Source organism: Streptomyces alboniger, from assembly GCF_008704395.1.
Taxonomy (GTDB): Bacteria; Actinomycetota; Actinomycetes; order Streptomycetales; family Streptomycetaceae; genus Streptomyces; species Streptomyces alboniger.
This window is the reverse complement of sequence record NZ_CP023695.1, coordinates 7,472,575-7,486,916: the sequence shown is the minus strand read 5'-3', so window position 1 is coordinate 7,486,916 and position 14,342 is coordinate 7,472,575. Positions and strand designations below refer to the sequence as shown.

The window sequence follows — 14,342 nt, the reverse complement described above, 5'->3', positions numbered from 1 at the left end:
CCGCTCAGGTCGGTCAGGCGGGGACGGGCTCCTGGTCGCTGCCGTCGAAGGGCGGATAGTTCTCGGCACCCATGCGCTCGGCCGTGTCCACGTACGTGGTCAGGGCGGCGCGGGAGCGGGCGAGCTGCTCCATCTGCTCGTCCAGTCGCCGCAGCCGTGCCCTCATCGCGGCCAGCAGCTCGGGGCACCCGGGCAGCTCCGGGGCCTCTCCGACCGCGCACGGCAGCAGGTAGGCGATGTCCTCGGAGGACAGACCCGCCCCGAGCAGGTGCCGGATCTGCTTCACCCGCAGCACGGCGCTCTCGTCGTACTCGCGGTAGCCGTTCGCGCCGCGGTCCGCCTCCAGCAACCCCTGGGCCTCGTAGTAGCGCAACTGATGGGTGTTGACGCCCGTCCGGCGGCCCAGTTCCCCGATCAACATCGATTCCCCCGCTTGACCTTCACACCGGTATCAACGTTGACGATGTTGCCATGAACAACGCAACCGACACACATGTGACCGTCATCGGACTCGGCCTGATGGGCCAAGCGCTCGCCCGCGCTCTCCTCAAGGCAGGGCACTCCACGACCGTGTGGAACCGCACGGCCGCCAAGGCCGACCCGCTGGTCGCCGAGGGGGCGCGGCTCGCGCCGACGCTCGGCGACGCGCTCAAGGCGAGCCCCCTGACGATCATCTGCCTCACCGACTACCCGGCCCTGCACGAACTGCTCGACGCGAACGACATCGACCTCGGCGGCACGACATTGGTCAACCTCACGTCGGGCGACTCGAGCCAGGCGCGGGAAGCCGCCCGATGGGCCGCACAGCGCGGCGCCCGCTACCTGGACGGCGCCCTCATGGCCGTCCCCCCGGTGATAGGGACCGCCGACGCGCTGATCCTGCACAGCGGACCGGAGTCGGACTTCGAGGCGCACCGGCCGACGCTCGAAGCGCTCGGCACCCTCTCCTACCTCGGCGCGGACCACGGGCTCGCGGCCCTGTACGACGTGGCCGGCCTCGCCATGATGTGGAGCGTCCTCAACGCCTGGCTCCAGGGCACCGCGCTGCTCAGGACGGCCGGTGTGGACGCCGCGACGTACGCGCCGTTCGCACGGCAGATGGCGGCCGGCGTCGCCGAGTGGCTGCCCGGGTACGCCGAGCAGATCGACAAGGGGTCCTTCCCTGCCGAGGTGTCGGCCCTGGAGGGCGACGCGCGGTCGATGGCACACCTCATCGAGGAGAGCGAGCGGGTGGGCGTCAACGCCGAACTGCCCAAGCTGTTCAAGGCGATGGCGGACCGGTCGATCGCCGCGGGACACGGTGGCGAGCAGTACCCCGTGCTGATCGAGGAGTTCCTCAAGCCCCGCGAGGACTGAGCTGCCCCGGCACCCGGAAGGGGGCCGGTCCAGGCGCCTGGACCGGCCCCCTTCCGGGGAGCCTGCGGCCCTAGGTCAGGTCGAACTCGCCCTCGCGCGCGCCGTGGACGAAGGCCCCCCACTCCGCGGGTGTGAAGATCAAGGATGGGCTTTCCGGCCGACCGCCGTTGCGCATCGCCACGAAGCCTTCGACGAAGGCGATCTCCACGTCCCCGCGCCCTTCGCTGCTGGATCGCCAGTCGGCGGTACTGAGGTCAAGCTCCGGCTTGTCCCAGCCCGCGAGCGGATGCTGCTGAGTGGTGCTTTCGGCCACGTCCGTGCTCCTCCCGATGCGTCGTCCGGCGCCAGCCTAGCTTTCGCTCCGGACGCCGGACAGGCCGCGGAGTCCGGCCACGGTCCGTCGGCGTACCGGACGCCGCGCCGGGTGGCGTGCCGGACGGGGTGCCGGGTGGCATCAGGTGGCGGGCGGTGCGGCGCCGACGAGCCACATGGAGAAGAACTGCGCGCCTCCTCCGTAAGCGTGCCCAAGCGCCCTGCGCGCCCCCTCCACTTGGTGCTCCCCCGCCTGTCCGCGCACCTGAAGTGCCGCCTCCGCGAAGCGGATCATCCCGGAGGCGCCGATGGGGTTGGTCGACAGGACGCCGCCGGACATGTTGACGGGCAGGTCGCCGTCGAGTTCCGTCACACCGGACTCGGTGAGCTTCCAGCCCTCGCCCTCCGCCGCGAAGCCGAGGTTCTCCAGCCACATCGGCTCGTACCAGGAGAACGGCACGTACATCTCGACGGCGTCGATCTCCCGGCGGGGCTCCGCGATGCCCGCCTGCCGGTAGACGTCGGCGGCGCAGTCCTTGCCCGCCTGCGGGGAGACGAAGTCCTTGCCCGCGAAGAGCGTCGGCTCACTGCGCATCGCGCCGCCGTGCATCCAGGCGGGCGGCCGGGGTGAACGGGCCGCTCCCGCACGGTCGGTGAGGACCATCGCGCAGGCCCCGTCGGAGGAGGGGCAGGTCTCGGAGTAGCGGATCGGGTCCCAGAGCATCGGCGAGGCCTGCACCTTCTCCAGGGTGATGTCGTGCTCGTGGAGGTGCGCGTAGGGGTTCTTCAGGGCGTTGCGCCGGTCTTTGTACGCGACGAGGGAGCCGACCGTCTCGGGCGCGCCGGTGCGCCGCATGTACGCGCGCACGTGCGGGGCGAAGAAGCCGCCCGCCCCCGCGAGCAGTGGCTGCTGGAAGGGGATGGGCAGCGACAGGCCCCACATGGCGTTGGATTCCGACTGCTTTTCGAAGGCGAGGGTCAGGACGGTGCCGTGGACGCGGCCCGCGACGAGGTTGGCGGCGACCAGTGCCGTGGAGCCGCCGACCGAGCCCGCCGTGTGCACGCGGAGCATGGGTTTCCCGACGGCTCCGAGCGCGTCGGCGAGGTACAGCTCGGGCATCATGACGCCCTCGAAGAAGTCCGGGGCCTTGCCGATGACGACGGCGTCGATGTCCGCCCACGTCAACTCGGCGTCTCTGAGGGCGCGTTGGGCGGCCTCGCGGACCAGGCCCGCGATCGACACGTCACGTCGGGCGGCCACGTGCTTGGTCTGCCCGATCCCGACGACGGCCACCGGCTCCTTACCCACCCGACCGCCCACCCGGCCGCTCACCTGACTGCTCATCGGGCGTCTCCTTCCAGGAGGGCGACCAGGTTCTGCTGGAGGCAGGGCCCCGAGGTGGCGTGTGCGACGGCGCGGTGCGACGCGCCCCGGTGGATGCGGGCGGCCGCCTCGCCGATCCGGATGAGCCCCGCCGCCATCATGGGGTTGGCGGCGAGCGCGCCCCCGGAGGGGTTGACGGTGACGTCGTCGCCGATCCTCAGGGCCTTGCGCAGGACGATCTCCTGGGAGGTGAAGGGCGCGTGCAGTTCGGCGGTGTCCACGGGCCGTTCGAAGACGCCGGCGCGCTCGGCGGCGAGGCGGGTGGACGGCGAGTCGGTGAGGTCGCGCACCCCCAGGCCGTGCGCCTCGACACGGTGGTCGATGCCCCGGATCCACGCGGGCCGCTCGCACAGGTCGCGGGCCCGCTCCCCCGCCACGAGGATCACGGCCGCGGCCCCGTCGCCGACCGGCGGGCAGTCTCCGGTACGCAGCGGGCGTACGACGTACTCGCCCTGCGCGACCGAACCGCTGAGCTGCGCGTGGGAGTTGGCGGTGGCGTCGGCGCGGCTGCGCCGGGCGACGCCGGCCAGCGCGGGTTCGTCGGTCTCGCCCGCGTCGATGAGTGCCTGCGCCTGGAGTGCGGCGAGCGCCACGGAGTCGGGCCACAGCGGGGCGAGGTAGTACGGGTCGAGCTGCCGGGTCAGCACGTCGCGTACGGAGCCCGGCGAGGACTTGCCGTAGGAGTAGACGAGCGCGGTGTCCGCCTCGCCGGTCTGGAGCTTCACCCACGCCTCGTACAGCGCCCAGGCGCCGTCCATCTCGACGTGCGACTCGGAGATCGGCGGCCAGGCGCCCACTCCGTCGAGCGCCATCGTGAAGGAGAAGGCGCGGCCCGCGAGGTAGTCGCAGGAGCCGGAGCAGGTGAACCCGATGTCGCTGGTCCGCAGGCCGGTGGCGGCGAGGACCTGGTGCAGTACCGGCATGAGCATCTCGACTTCGGACAGCTCGTCGGTGGTGCGCAGATGGTCGGTCTGTCCGAAGGCGACGACGGCGACGTCGCGGGCCGGGCGCATCACGGACGGCTTGCGGGGCGCCATCTAGATCAGCTCCTTGTACGTGTCGTAGTCGGCGTCGGGCTCGCCCGTCGGCCGGTAGTGGTCGGGGAAGCGGCCACCCTCGGTCCACACGGGTTCGACGCGCAGCCCCATCCGCACCTCGTCGTAGGGGATCCCGGCGATGCGGGCGTGCAGCGCGAGGTCGGCGCCGTCGAGGGCTATGTGCGCGTAGACGTAGGGGACTTCGATGTCGAGGTTCTTCGCCTTGATGTTGACGATGCAGTACGTCGTGACGGTGCCGCGCGGCCCGACCTCGACCCGTTCGGCCGTGGCGACGCCGCAGGTGGGGCAGGCGCCCCGGGGCGGGACGTACACCTTGCGGCAGGCGGGACAGCGTTCGCCGACGGTCCGTTGTTCGGAGAGGGCGTTGATGTAGGCGGTCTGGGCGCGGCCCGGCGCGTAGGTGTAGTCGAGCCGCGCGGGCGCGCCGATCCCGGTGACGGGGTCGGTGAACTCCCCGCTGTGGGGCGCGCTTTCCTGTGGGGCGCCATCCCCGTCGTACGGCTCGAAGCAGGCGATGTCCGTGATGGCGCCGACGCGTTCGGCGGCCCAGCGGATGCGGACGCGCATGCCGGTGCGTACGGCGTCGGGGCCCGGCGCGTCGAGGGCGTGGAGCAGGGCCGTGTCGGCGCCGTCCAGCTTCACCAGGACCCAGGCGAAGGGGGTGCCCAGGGGCTGGGCGCGGCGGGGCTCGTGGTTCCAGGCCCAGGTGGTGACGGTCCCGGTGTCGCCGACCTCGACGAGGTCACGTATCTCTTCGGCGGTCGCGGGGTCGTACTCGACGGGCGGCACGAGCGTGCGCCCGTCCCCGGTCTTCACGCCGAGCACGGTGCGCTCCCGCAACCCGGTGAGAAACGCGCTCTGCACGGGTCCGAGGGACCGGGTGAAGGGAAATTCGACGACGAGAGGCGCACGCAGCACTTCGGGCACGGGGGCGGATGTCATGACCAACTCCGATTCTCGACGATGGGGCGGAGGGCCGCCCCGTGCGGGGGCGCCCCCGAGGGGACGCGGGGAACTGCGCGACCAGCCCCCACCGGTCCGCAGGTGGCATTCGGCCTAGGCTCGCCGAAACTCCGGGGGCCGCTTCTCCGCAAAGGCTCTGGAGCCCTCCTTCGCATCGGCGGTGTCGAACACGGGCCACCCCCGCTTCAGCTCGGCCGCGAGACCGTCCGCCTCGGAGAGCGAAGCGGCCTCGTACACAGAGGCTTTGACCGCCTCCACGGCGAGCGGCCCGCACGCGTTGATCTGCTCGGCGATGACGAGAGCCTTGTCCAGTGCGGCGCCGTCCGGTACGACATGTCCGACGAGGCCGATGGCGGCGGCCTCGGCCGCCGAGTAGGGCCGCCCGGTGAGGAGCATCTCCAGGGCGTGCGTACGAGGGATCTGGCGCGGGAGCCGGACGGTCGACCCCCCGATGGGGAAGAGCCCGCGCCGCACCTCGAAGAGCCCGAAGGTCGCCGACTCCCCCGCCACCCGGATGTCCGTGCCTTGCAGGATCTCCGCGCCGCCGGCCACGCAGTAGCCCTCGACGGCGGCGATGACCGGCTTGCGGGGGCGGTGGTGGCGCAGCATCGCCTTCCAGTGCAGATCGGGGTCGGCCCGCATCCGGTCCCGGTACCGCTCGCCCTCCATGCCGTTGCCCGCGAGGGCCTTGAGGTCCATGCCCGCACAGAACGAGCCGCCCGCGCCGGTCAGCACGATCGAGCGGACCGCGTCGTCCTCGTCGGCCGCCACCCATCCGTCGTAGAGGCCGACGAGCATCGGCAGCGACAGCGCGTTCTTCGCCTCGGGCCTGTTAAGCGTGAGGATCAGTGTGGCGCCTTCGCGCCGCACGGAGAGGTGTTCCGTCCCACCCATGTGCCGTGCTCCCTCCGTCGCCGGGCATCCTGTCGCCCCCGGACCTGGAACAGGTTGCAGTAGCCGGGGAGCCAGTTCAATAGTTTTCTGACACCCAGTCAGTTTTGTTCCGCGGGGGCCCTTCCCACTTGTGGACGCCTCTGCTCTGATGACCGCCAAGCGGGGGCTCGCAGTGCACGCCGGGGTCAGGAGGAGCGCGGTGGAGTACAACCTTGCCGACCTGTTCGAGTCGGTCGTCGACGTGGTTCCCGGCCGCGAGGCGCTCGTCTACATCGACCACCCCGGCACGGGCGCGGAGCGCCGGCTGACCTACGCCGAGCTGGACGCGGTGGCCAACCGCGTCGCGCACCACCTGATCGACAGCGGCCTGACGCCCGGCGAGCACCTGGGGCTGCATCTGTACAACGGCGTCGAGTACCTCCAGACGGTCCTGGGCTGCCTCAAGGCACGGCTGGTGCCGGTCAACGTCAACTACCGCTATGTCGAGGAGGAGTTGGCCTATCTCTACCGCGACGCGGATCTCGCGGCGCTTGTCTTCGACGCCGAGTTCACCGAGCGGGTCGCGGCGGCGCTGCCGCGCACGGAGAGACTGCGGCACCTGGTACGGGTGGGCGAGCCGCCCACGGACGCGCCCTCACTCGACGCCACCGACGCCATCGACGTGGTGGCGTTCGCCGACGCGGAGGCGTCGGGCTCACCGGAGCGCGGCTTCGGACCGCGCTCGGCGGACGACCTGTTCATCATCTACACGGGCGGCACGACCGGTATGCCCAAGGGCGTCATGTGGCGCCAGGAGGACCTGTTCTTCGCGGGGCTCTTCGGGGGCGAACCGGCCGGTGAGCCGGTGAAGCGGCCCGAGGAGCTGGCCGAGCGGGTCGCCGCGGGCGGGTCCGGCCTCACCTTCTTCCCCACTCCCCCGCTGATGCACGGCACGTCGACGCTGACGTCGTTCATCGCCTTCAACTACGGCCAGCGGGTGGCCCTGCACCGCAAGTACGTGCCCGAAGAGGTGCTGCGCACCATCGAGCGGGAGAAGGTGTCGAGCGTGTCCCTGGTGGGCGACGCGATGCTCAGGCCGCTCATCGACGCCCTGCGCGGCCCGCTCAGGGGCACCGATCTGTCGTCGCTGTTCAGCGTCTCCTCGTCCGGGGCGATCATGTCGGAGACGGTGCGGGCCCAGTTCCAGGAACTGGTGCCCCACGTGCTCCTCCTCAACAACTTCGGCTCCTCCGAGTCCGGTTCCAACGGCAGGGCCACGGACGACTCGGGCCCCCGGAGGGGCTTTCGCCTGGAGGTCAACGACCGTACGCGCGTGGTGGATCCGGCCACGCACGAGCCGGTCCCTGTCGGGGTGCCGGGCCGCCTCGCCCAGCGCGGCCACGTGCCGCTCGGCTACTACAACGACCCGGCGAAGACCGCCGAGACGTTCTTCCAGAAGGGCGGGGAACGCTGGGTGCTGCTCGGTGACATGGCGACGGTCGACGAGAACGGCGTCGTCACCGTCCTCGGACGCGGCTCGCAGTGCATCAACACCGGCGGCGAGAAGGTGTACCCGGAGGAGGTCGAGCAGGCCCTCAAATCCCATCCGGACGTGTACGACGCGCTGGTCGCCGGAGTGCCCGACGAGCGCTGGGGCTCAAGGGTCGCCGCCGTCATCCAACTGCGCGGCGGCGCGCCCTCGTTGGATCTGGAAGCCGTCCAGGCCCACTGCCGCGCGCTGCTCGCCGGGTACAAGATCCCGCGCGCGGTGGTCTTCACGGACCACATCGAGCGCTCGCCGAGCGGCAAGGCTGACTACCGGTGGGCGAAGGCGGTGGCGGCGAGGGGTTAGCGTCCGGCCGGCGGAGCATGCCCATCGGGCGTGCCACAAGGCCCGGCGCTCAGCCAGGGCGGGCGGACTCCTGCGCACCGACGAGAACCCCTTGTACCCGAACGCCCTGGAGGCGATGCGGCGTGCCCGGCTGCGTACGGAGGCGTACCTCGGGCTGCCCGTCCGGGCCGGTCGGAACTCATCCCGCGCAGACGGATCGCAGCGCCCGCCCCAGCGCGACGCCGTGCAGGGCGTCGAGCCGGTCGGCATGCCGGGTGTGTGCGGCGGCCGCGGTCAGGACTCCCCCGCAGTACGGGGCGGTGCGCGCGTCGGCTGACGGGCGATGCCCCGCACCAGGCCGCCGTTGATCCGGTTGATCTCCTCGCGGACCTCGGTGAGGTCCGGACGCTCCTTCGGTACCTGGGAGGGGTCGGCGTCCCAGCGGCGGAACAGCCCTCGCTGGACCACCTTGTTGGCGTCGATCTGGTCGCGGAAGATCCGCACCGTCGCCTCGGGGTCGCCGCCCGTCTCCCGCGCCTGGCGGGCCACCGCGTCCAGGACCTGCTTCTCGCGAGCCGGATCGTCGATGGGGCTGTCCGTGCCGTACTTGGCGGCGGCGACGAGGTCGGCGGTGGCGAGGCGCTGGGCCGACAGATCGGCGAGCAGGCGCAGTCGGCCGTACGGGGCCGTGGGCCCGGTCACCTCCGGCGGCGCGGGGGCTGGTGCGGGTGCGGCGACCGCCACGGGATTTCCCGCGAACAGGGCGGCCGTCGCGGCGCAGGCGGACAGGGCACGGCCCACGGTCGAGGTGAGATGCACCCCGCCTGTCACCCCGAGCAGGTCTGACCGGCCAGGCGCCGCCCGGCCAGGCACCGCCCACCCGGGCACCGCTCAGTCCTGCGCCAGGAACCCCGCCACCCGCCGCCTGAACCACTCCGGATCGTCCAGCCACGGGAAGTGCCCGCCGCCCGGCTGTACTTGGCACACGCCGGCCGGGAAGAGCGCGGCCAGCTCCTCGGCCCGGGCGGGGCTCGGCCCACCGTCGTAGGCGCCTGCCAGCACGAGTACCGGCGCGGCCAGGGAGGCGAGGGCGGCGCGGGTGGCGGGCGGGTCGAAGGAGGCCTCGCCGTAGTACGCCTCGGAGGCCGCCGCGTTCTTCTGGGCCGGGCTCTGCGCGCGGTGCGCCTGGGCCGCCGCGTCCCAACGCCCGTAGGTGAGCGGTGCGATGGCCTCCCAGCCGGCGCTGGGGGCACGGCCCTGCGCGATCTCCCGCAGCGCGGCCTCGGCCGCCGGGTACCAGGGCTCGTCCTTGCGCAGCGCGGCAGCCTCGCGGCGGTCCTCGTCGGTCACGACGCCCCCGACGGCCAGCGTGGCCGGGGCGACCAGGATCAGGGTGCGGATCCGCTTGGGGTGGCGGGCCGCGTACAGCGTGGCGAGGTCACCGCCCGCGGAGTGCCCGAGCACGTCGACCCGGTCGAGCCCGAGGTGCTCGCGCAGCGCCTCGACGTCGTCGACGAGAAGGTCGCAGCGGTACGTCGCCGTGTCGTCCGGCACCGCCGAGTCGCCCGTGCCCCGCAGATCGAGCAGGATGAGGCGGCGGTGCGCCGTGAGGCCGCCGAGGTCGCCCAGGTAGACGGAGGCGCGCATGGGGCCACCCGGCACACAGAGCAGTGGCTCGCCCTCCCCCTTCTCGTGGTAGGCCAGCTGGGTCCCGTCGTACGCGCTGAATACCGGCATGCCGGGGATCATCACATCCCGGCGCGGTCCGGGCAACGCCGGTGCGCGTCGGTCCACCGCCGACGGCCGTGCGAGATCTCTTGACGGCCACCTCGGGGACTGGATTACTGACCTCGACGGAAGATCGACGACCGAATGATCGGTCGCCCGTTCAGGACGGGAGAACCCTTGATGACGCGTATGCCGCCACAGCTGGACGCGGCGGAACGGCTCGGCCCCCGCGAACTCGGGGCGTTGCAGTTGGAACGCCTCCAGGACACCTTGCTGCACGCGTACGAGAACGTCCCGTTCTACCGGGCGGCGTTCGACAAGGCGGGCCTGCGCCCCGACGACTGCCGTTCGCTCGCCGACCTGGCGCGATTCCCGTTCACCACCAAGGACGACCTGCGGGCGAATTATCCGTTCGGGATGTTCGCGGTGGAGCAGTCCGAGGTACGTCGGCTGCACGCCTCCAGCGGCACGACGGGCCTCCCGACGGTCGTCGGGTACACCGAGCGCGATCTGTCCATGTGGGCGGACGTGGTGGCGCGCTCGATCCGCGCCGCGGGCGGCAGGCCCGGCGACAAGGTCCATGTGGCCTACGGGTACGGCCTGTTCACCGGCGGCCTGGGCGCGCACTACGGCGCCGAGCGGCTCGGCTGCACGGTCATTCCCGCGTCCGGCGGCATGACGGCACGTCAGGTCCGGCTGATCCTGGACTTCCGCCCCGAGATCATCATGGTGACCCCGTCGTACATGCTCACGCTCCTGGAGGAGTTCGAGCGGCAGGGCATCGATCCCCGTACGACGTCCCTGCGGGTCGGCATCTTCGGCGCGGAGCCGTGGACCGAGGAGATGCGGCACGAGATCGAGGAGCGTTTCGCGATCGACGCGGTCGACATATACGGGCTGTCGGAGGTCATCGGCCCGGGCGTCGCCCAGGAGTGCGTGGAGACCAAGGACGGGCTGCACATCTGGGAGGACCACTTCTATCCCGAGGTCGTCGACCCGATCACGGGCGAGGTGATGCCGGACGGGGAGCGCGGCGAGCTGGTGTTCACCTCCCTCACCAAGGAGGCCATGCCCGTGGTCCGCTACCGCACGCGCGATCTGACGCGGCTGCTTCCGGGGACGGCGCGGGTCTTCCGGCGGATGGAGAAGGTGACGGGCCGCAGTGACGACATGGTGATCCTGCGCGGGGTCAATCTCTTCCCCACGCAGATCGAGGAGATCGTGCTGCGCACGGCCGGTATCGCGCCGCACTTCCAGCTGCGCCTGACCCGCGAGGGGCGCATGGACGCCCTGACGGTGCGGGCCGAGGCGCGCGCCGACACGCCGGCCGAGCGGCGCGAGGCGGCGGCCCGGGAGATCGCCGCGGCCGTGAAGGACGGCATCGGTGTCTCGGTCGGCGTGGACATCGTGGACCCGGAGACGATCGAGCGTTCGGTGGGCAAGTTCAAGCGGATCGTGGATCTGCGGGAAAGGGCGTAGAGCCTCGTCACGGCGGTGTCCTCGTCATGGCAGAGTCACGGCACCCTCCAGCCGCCGGCGGATGGGTTCCATCTGTTGATGGTCCATGGGCAGGACCCCCTGGAGGTCCTTCAGGTCGTCCAGCGCTTCACGGATACGTCGCCTGCGGGGGCCGCACGCCAGGAAGCGTTCCAGTTCCGCGGCCGCCTCGCCCCACGCGTCGGCCGCGCAGTGGACCACCAGCAGATTGCCTCGCGCATGGGCGGCCGCGGGGCCTTCACCGTCTGCCTCGTCGGAGTAGATCTCCACGGCCCGCCGGATGTGGTCACCGGCCTCCGGCCGCCGCCGCAGCAGCCTGAGGACCACCGCGCATTCCAAGTGGTACCAGGCGTTGTCGGGCCGGATCCGCAGGACGTGGTAGCAGTCGGCGAGCGCGTCCTCGTACCGCCCCAGCGCCCGGTATGCCAGCGCGCGCTTGGACAACCTCCAGGGTTCTTCCGGATCCACCTCGATGGCATGGTCGTAGTCGGCCACGGCCTCTTCGTAGCGGCCCAGGGCCCGGTATGCCTCTCCCCTGCCGACGAAGGCCCATTCGTCCGTCGGATCGAGCGCGATCACACGGTCGTAATCGGCGAGCGCGTCCTCGTACCGCCTCAGCAAGCGGAAAACGTAGGCCCGGCTGGAGAGGACCGAGGCGTTGCCCGGATCCAGCTCGATGGCACGGTCGTCGTCGGCCAGCGCGTCTTCGTACCGCCCGACGCGCTGAAGGAACTGGGCGCGCACAGCCCACATCCAGGCCTGCGCGGGAGCCATCTCGATGGCACGGTCGTAGTCGGCCAGAGCGTCGTCGCAGCGCCCCATCCCCTCATGGGCCCAACCTCGCCGGACCAAGTGCCAGGGTTCTTCCGGCTGGAATCGGACGGCACTGTCGTAGTCGGCCCCAGCCTCTTCATAGCGGCCCATGGCCCGATAGGTGTCCCCCCGATTGGCGATGACCCACGCGCCTTCCGGGTCCAGCTCGATCGCACGGTCGTGGTCGGCGAGCGCATCGTCATAGCGGCCCATGGCCTGGTACGTCTCCGCGCGGTTGCCGATGACCCACGCGTCGTGCGGCTCGGCTTCGCCGGCGCGGTCGTGGTCGGCCAGCGCCGCCTCGAACCGGCGGGCGGAACGATGGATCTGGGCGCGCACGGTGCACGCCCAGGCCCGAGTGGCCTGCTGCTCAGCGGCGTGGTCGTAGTCGGCGAGAGCTTCCTCGACACGGCCCATGGCCTGGTAGACCATGCCACGCCGGACCACGGCCCAGGCATCGTCCGGTTTGCGTCCGATGGCTTCGTCGCAGTCGGCCAGAGCCTCGGTGTAGCGGCCCATGGACCGGTAGGTGTCCCCCCGGTGGAAAAGGGCACACCAACCCACGTCGTCGTCGCTCTCCTTCAGACGGCTGAAATCAGCGAGGGCGTCGTCGTAGCGGCCCATCGCCTCATAGGTCTGTCCGCGGGCCAGGATGCTCCAGGGGTCGTCGGGCTCCACGTCCAGCGCCCTGGAAAGGCTGTGCAGTGCCCGGTCGTAACGTCCCATCAGCCGGAGGGTCTCGCCCCGGCCGTACAGCGCGCGGGCGAAGTCCGGAGTCAGCGCCAGAGCGCGGGCGTAGTCCGTCAAGGCCGCTTCGTACTCGCCGGACCTGCGGTGTTGGCGGCCTCGGAGCATGTGGGCCAAGGTGCGGTCCTCGGCGGGGAGTTCCGGGGCGGCGAGTACCAGTGACAGAGCGGAGACCAGGTCGTCGGCGGGCTCTGCGAACGCGGCGGCGAGCCGGTCCCCCCACGAGGCGAGCCGCTCGTCCGCGGAGTCCTTCCCGGCCTGGACGACCATGTGTACCCAGCGCCGCAGAACGGCGGTGCCCGCGTCACAGGCCCGTACGAGGTCGTGCAGGGCATCCGGCAGGGCGAGGTCGGGGCGCGCGCACAGGCGGTGGTAGGTCTCGTTGAGCCGGTGCTCCCGCCAAGCGCTGTGCGGCCAGCCGTCGTTGGGTGCGAGCGTCGCCTGGAGAGCCTGGCCTCGCCGACGATGGATGTCGGCGAGCCGCGTGTGCTGCTGTTGCCAGCGCGTGGGTGACTGGGTGCGTTGCAGCCGGAGCATGGCGGCGCGGACGACGTCGTGGTAGCGGCACCGGCCTGCCTGGCCGGTGACGAAGGGGAGACCGCGCAGCCAGCCGTACTGATCGGCCAGCGCCTCGGGGACCGTCTCCCGGTAGATGTCCTCGTCCATTTGCAGAGGCAGCGCGCAGGCCTGGGCCGCGGCCCGTTGCTCGGGGGTCGACACCCACTTCAGGAACCGTTCGACCGCCGTCTCGGAAGGGTCGGCGACCTCCCCCGGCTCCTGGGGGCGGTTCAGTGCGAGCGTGTCGACCAGAACCGGCAGCCGCCCCGTCAGATGCAGGATGACCTGGATGGTCTCCTCATGCGTGACGCCCCGGGCCGCCAGCAGTTGCCGGGCCTCCTCCTCGGTGAAGACCGCGAGCGGGATGTCGGCCACCAGATCCAGATGGTCTCCCCAGCACCGGGCGTCGAGCCGCCCCTGCCCTGACAGGACGGCCAGGACGTTGACGGGCAGGCCTGGGTACTCCTCACCGACCAGGATGTCCCGCAGCCACTCGTTCAGAACGGGGCTGGTCCGCTCGAAGACGTCGAAGAACAGCACGACCCGTGGACTCCGTGCGGCCGCCTCCGCCAGGTCGTCCATGAACACCGGCGTCAGCATCCGCACGGGAGACAGCACCAGTTGGACATCGGCGTGGTTGCGGAACCGGCCACTGAGCGAGGCACGTATCCGATCGGCGCCCTGGGCGAGCTGCTGCGGGTCCATGGCACCGGCGACCGCACCCATGCCCGGCACCATCCCGAGTCCGGCGAGACCTGCCTGCGCCGCGATGGTGCTGGACGGCGACGCCGTGGGCGACGCCCCGCCTCCCGCGTCCTGCGCACACCCCACCCCCGCCACGGTCAGGGGCGATTCGGCTTCATGGCGCCGCTGCCGGTAGGCCGCGAGCAGCTTCTTGAACCCCTTCAGTGCCACGCCCTGGCGCTCGAACTGGGCGCTGATCGCTTCCATCGCCTCGATCACACTGTGCACGTCGTCATCGAGATAGGCGGTGAGCGCCCCCGCCTCGCGCGCCAGGGCCTCCCACTGCCGCACCATCGACGTCTTGCCGACCCCTGCCTGGCCGTGGACGTGGAAGAGATACTGAAAGGCGTCGTCCGCGGGGTCCCGGGAGAGGTTGTCCCGGAACACTCCCAGCTCGCCCTGCCGGCCGACGAAGCCGGTCCGGCGACGGCGCCTGTTCAGGTTCTGCCGCGACGGCTGCCGCTCCGCCAACTGCCCC

Annotated in this window: 12 protein-coding genes; 3 read left to right on the top strand and 9 right to left on the bottom strand. The window is 71.5% G+C overall.

The window, feature by feature from the left end; all coding sequences use genetic code 11:
• Positions 1–13: 13 nt before the first annotated feature.
• On the bottom strand, positions 14–421 hold the full coding sequence (locus tag CP975_RS32720) for a MerR family transcriptional regulator (protein WP_055531865.1): 408 nt from the start codon (positions 419–421) through the stop codon (positions 14–16).
• Positions 422–471: 50 nt separating this feature from the next.
• Between CP975_RS32720 and CP975_RS32715 the strand changes: the two genes are divergently transcribed.
• Entirely contained in the window at positions 472–1,356 is an 885-nt protein-coding gene (locus tag CP975_RS32715) for an NAD(P)-dependent oxidoreductase (RefSeq protein ID WP_055531866.1), read from the top strand.
• A 70-nt stretch (positions 1,357–1,426) separates the two neighbouring features.
• Here CP975_RS32715 and CP975_RS32710 read toward each other — a convergent pair whose 3' ends face one another.
• The 5 genes from CP975_RS32710 to CP975_RS32690 all read right to left on the bottom strand — a co-directional run bounded on the left by CP975_RS32710 (position 1,427) and on the right by CP975_RS32690 (position 5,967).
• Positions 1,427–1,669, bottom strand: coding sequence for a DUF397 domain-containing protein (locus CP975_RS32710; RefSeq protein WP_030775762.1), 243 nt, complete (start codon positions 1,667–1,669; stop codon positions 1,427–1,429).
• A 141-nt stretch (positions 1,670–1,810) separates the two neighbouring features.
• The gene (locus tag CP975_RS32705) at positions 1,811–2,977 is read right to left on the bottom strand and encodes a thiolase domain-containing protein (RefSeq protein ID WP_055531894.1); all 1,167 of its coding nucleotides are present in this window, start codon (positions 2,975–2,977) and stop codon (positions 1,811–1,813) included.
• Between the two features lie 32 nt (positions 2,978–3,009).
• Positions 3,010–4,089, bottom strand: coding sequence for a thiolase domain-containing protein (locus tag CP975_RS32700; protein ID WP_425474299.1), 1,080 nt, complete (start codon positions 4,087–4,089; stop codon positions 3,010–3,012).
• Positions 4,090–5,052 carry a Zn-ribbon domain-containing OB-fold protein gene (locus tag CP975_RS32695; RefSeq protein ID WP_199783036.1) on the bottom strand — a complete coding sequence of 321 codons (963 nt, stop codon included), beginning with the start codon at positions 5,050–5,052 and terminating at the stop codon, positions 4,090–4,092. It lies immediately after the preceding gene.
• 114 nt (positions 5,053–5,166) lie between these two features.
• Positions 5,167–5,967: a crotonase/enoyl-CoA hydratase family protein gene (locus CP975_RS32690; RefSeq protein WP_055531867.1), complete on the bottom strand. Its 801-nt coding sequence runs from the start codon at positions 5,965–5,967 to the stop codon at positions 5,167–5,169.
• 199 nt (positions 5,968–6,166) lie between these two features.
• Here CP975_RS32690 and CP975_RS32685 point away from each other — a divergent pair, with 199 nt between their 5' ends.
• Positions 6,167–7,798, top strand: coding sequence for an acyl-CoA synthetase (locus CP975_RS32685; RefSeq protein ID WP_055531868.1), 1,632 nt, complete (start codon positions 6,167–6,169; stop codon positions 7,796–7,798).
• A 273-nt stretch (positions 7,799–8,071) separates the two neighbouring features.
• Here CP975_RS32685 and aroQ read toward each other — a convergent pair whose 3' ends face one another.
• Both aroQ and CP975_RS32675 read right to left on the bottom strand, forming a co-directional pair.
• The gene (gene aroQ / locus CP975_RS32680; RefSeq protein ID WP_342788000.1) at positions 8,072–8,596 is read right to left on the bottom strand and encodes a gamma subclass chorismate mutase AroQ; all 525 of its coding nucleotides are present in this window, start codon (positions 8,594–8,596) and stop codon (positions 8,072–8,074) included.
• Positions 8,597–8,668: 72 nt separating this feature from the next.
• A complete protein-coding gene (locus CP975_RS32675; RefSeq protein ID WP_055531901.1) occupies positions 8,669–9,514 on the bottom strand; it encodes an alpha/beta fold hydrolase in 846 nt (281 codons plus the stop codon).
• 180 nt (positions 9,515–9,694) lie between these two features.
• Between CP975_RS32675 and paaK the strand changes: the two genes are divergently transcribed.
• On the top strand, positions 9,695–10,984 hold the full coding sequence (gene paaK, locus CP975_RS32670) for a phenylacetate--CoA ligase PaaK (RefSeq protein WP_150478036.1): 1,290 nt from the start codon (positions 9,695–9,697) through the stop codon (positions 10,982–10,984).
• Positions 10,985–11,008: 24 nt separating this feature from the next.
• Here the strand turns inward: paaK and CP975_RS32665 are convergent, their stop codons facing one another.
• Positions 11,009–14,335 (bottom strand): tetratricopeptide repeat protein, encoded by a 3,327-nt coding sequence (locus tag CP975_RS32665; protein WP_167532770.1) that lies wholly within the window; start codon positions 14,333–14,335, stop codon positions 11,009–11,011.
• Positions 14,336–14,342 lie beyond the last annotated feature (7 nt).

Bases quoted from the DNA above. Each gene is read 5' to 3' on its own strand.
- CP975_RS32715 (WP_055531866.1), top strand. From the start codon at position 472: ATGAACAACGCAACCGACACACATGTGACCGTCATCGGACTCGGCCTG.
- CP975_RS32690 (WP_055531867.1), bottom strand. From the start codon at position 5,967: ATGGGTGGGACGGAACACCTCTCCGTGCGGCGCGAAGGCGCCACACTG.
- CP975_RS32700 (WP_425474299.1), bottom strand. From the start codon at position 4,089: ATGGCGCCCCGCAAGCCGTCCGTGATGCGCCCGGCCCGCGACGTCGCC.
- CP975_RS32695 (WP_199783036.1), bottom strand. From the start codon at position 5,052: ATGACATCCGCCCCCGTGCCCGAAGTGCTGCGTGCGCCTCTCGTCGTC.
- CP975_RS32720 (WP_055531865.1), bottom strand. From the start codon at position 421: ATGTTGATCGGGGAACTGGGCCGCCGGACGGGCGTCAACACCCATCAG.
- CP975_RS32675 (WP_055531901.1), bottom strand. From the start codon at position 9,514: ATGCCGGTATTCAGCGCGTACGACGGGACCCAGCTGGCCTACCACGAG.
- paaK (WP_150478036.1), top strand. From the start codon at position 9,695: ATGCCGCCACAGCTGGACGCGGCGGAACGGCTCGGCCCCCGCGAACTC.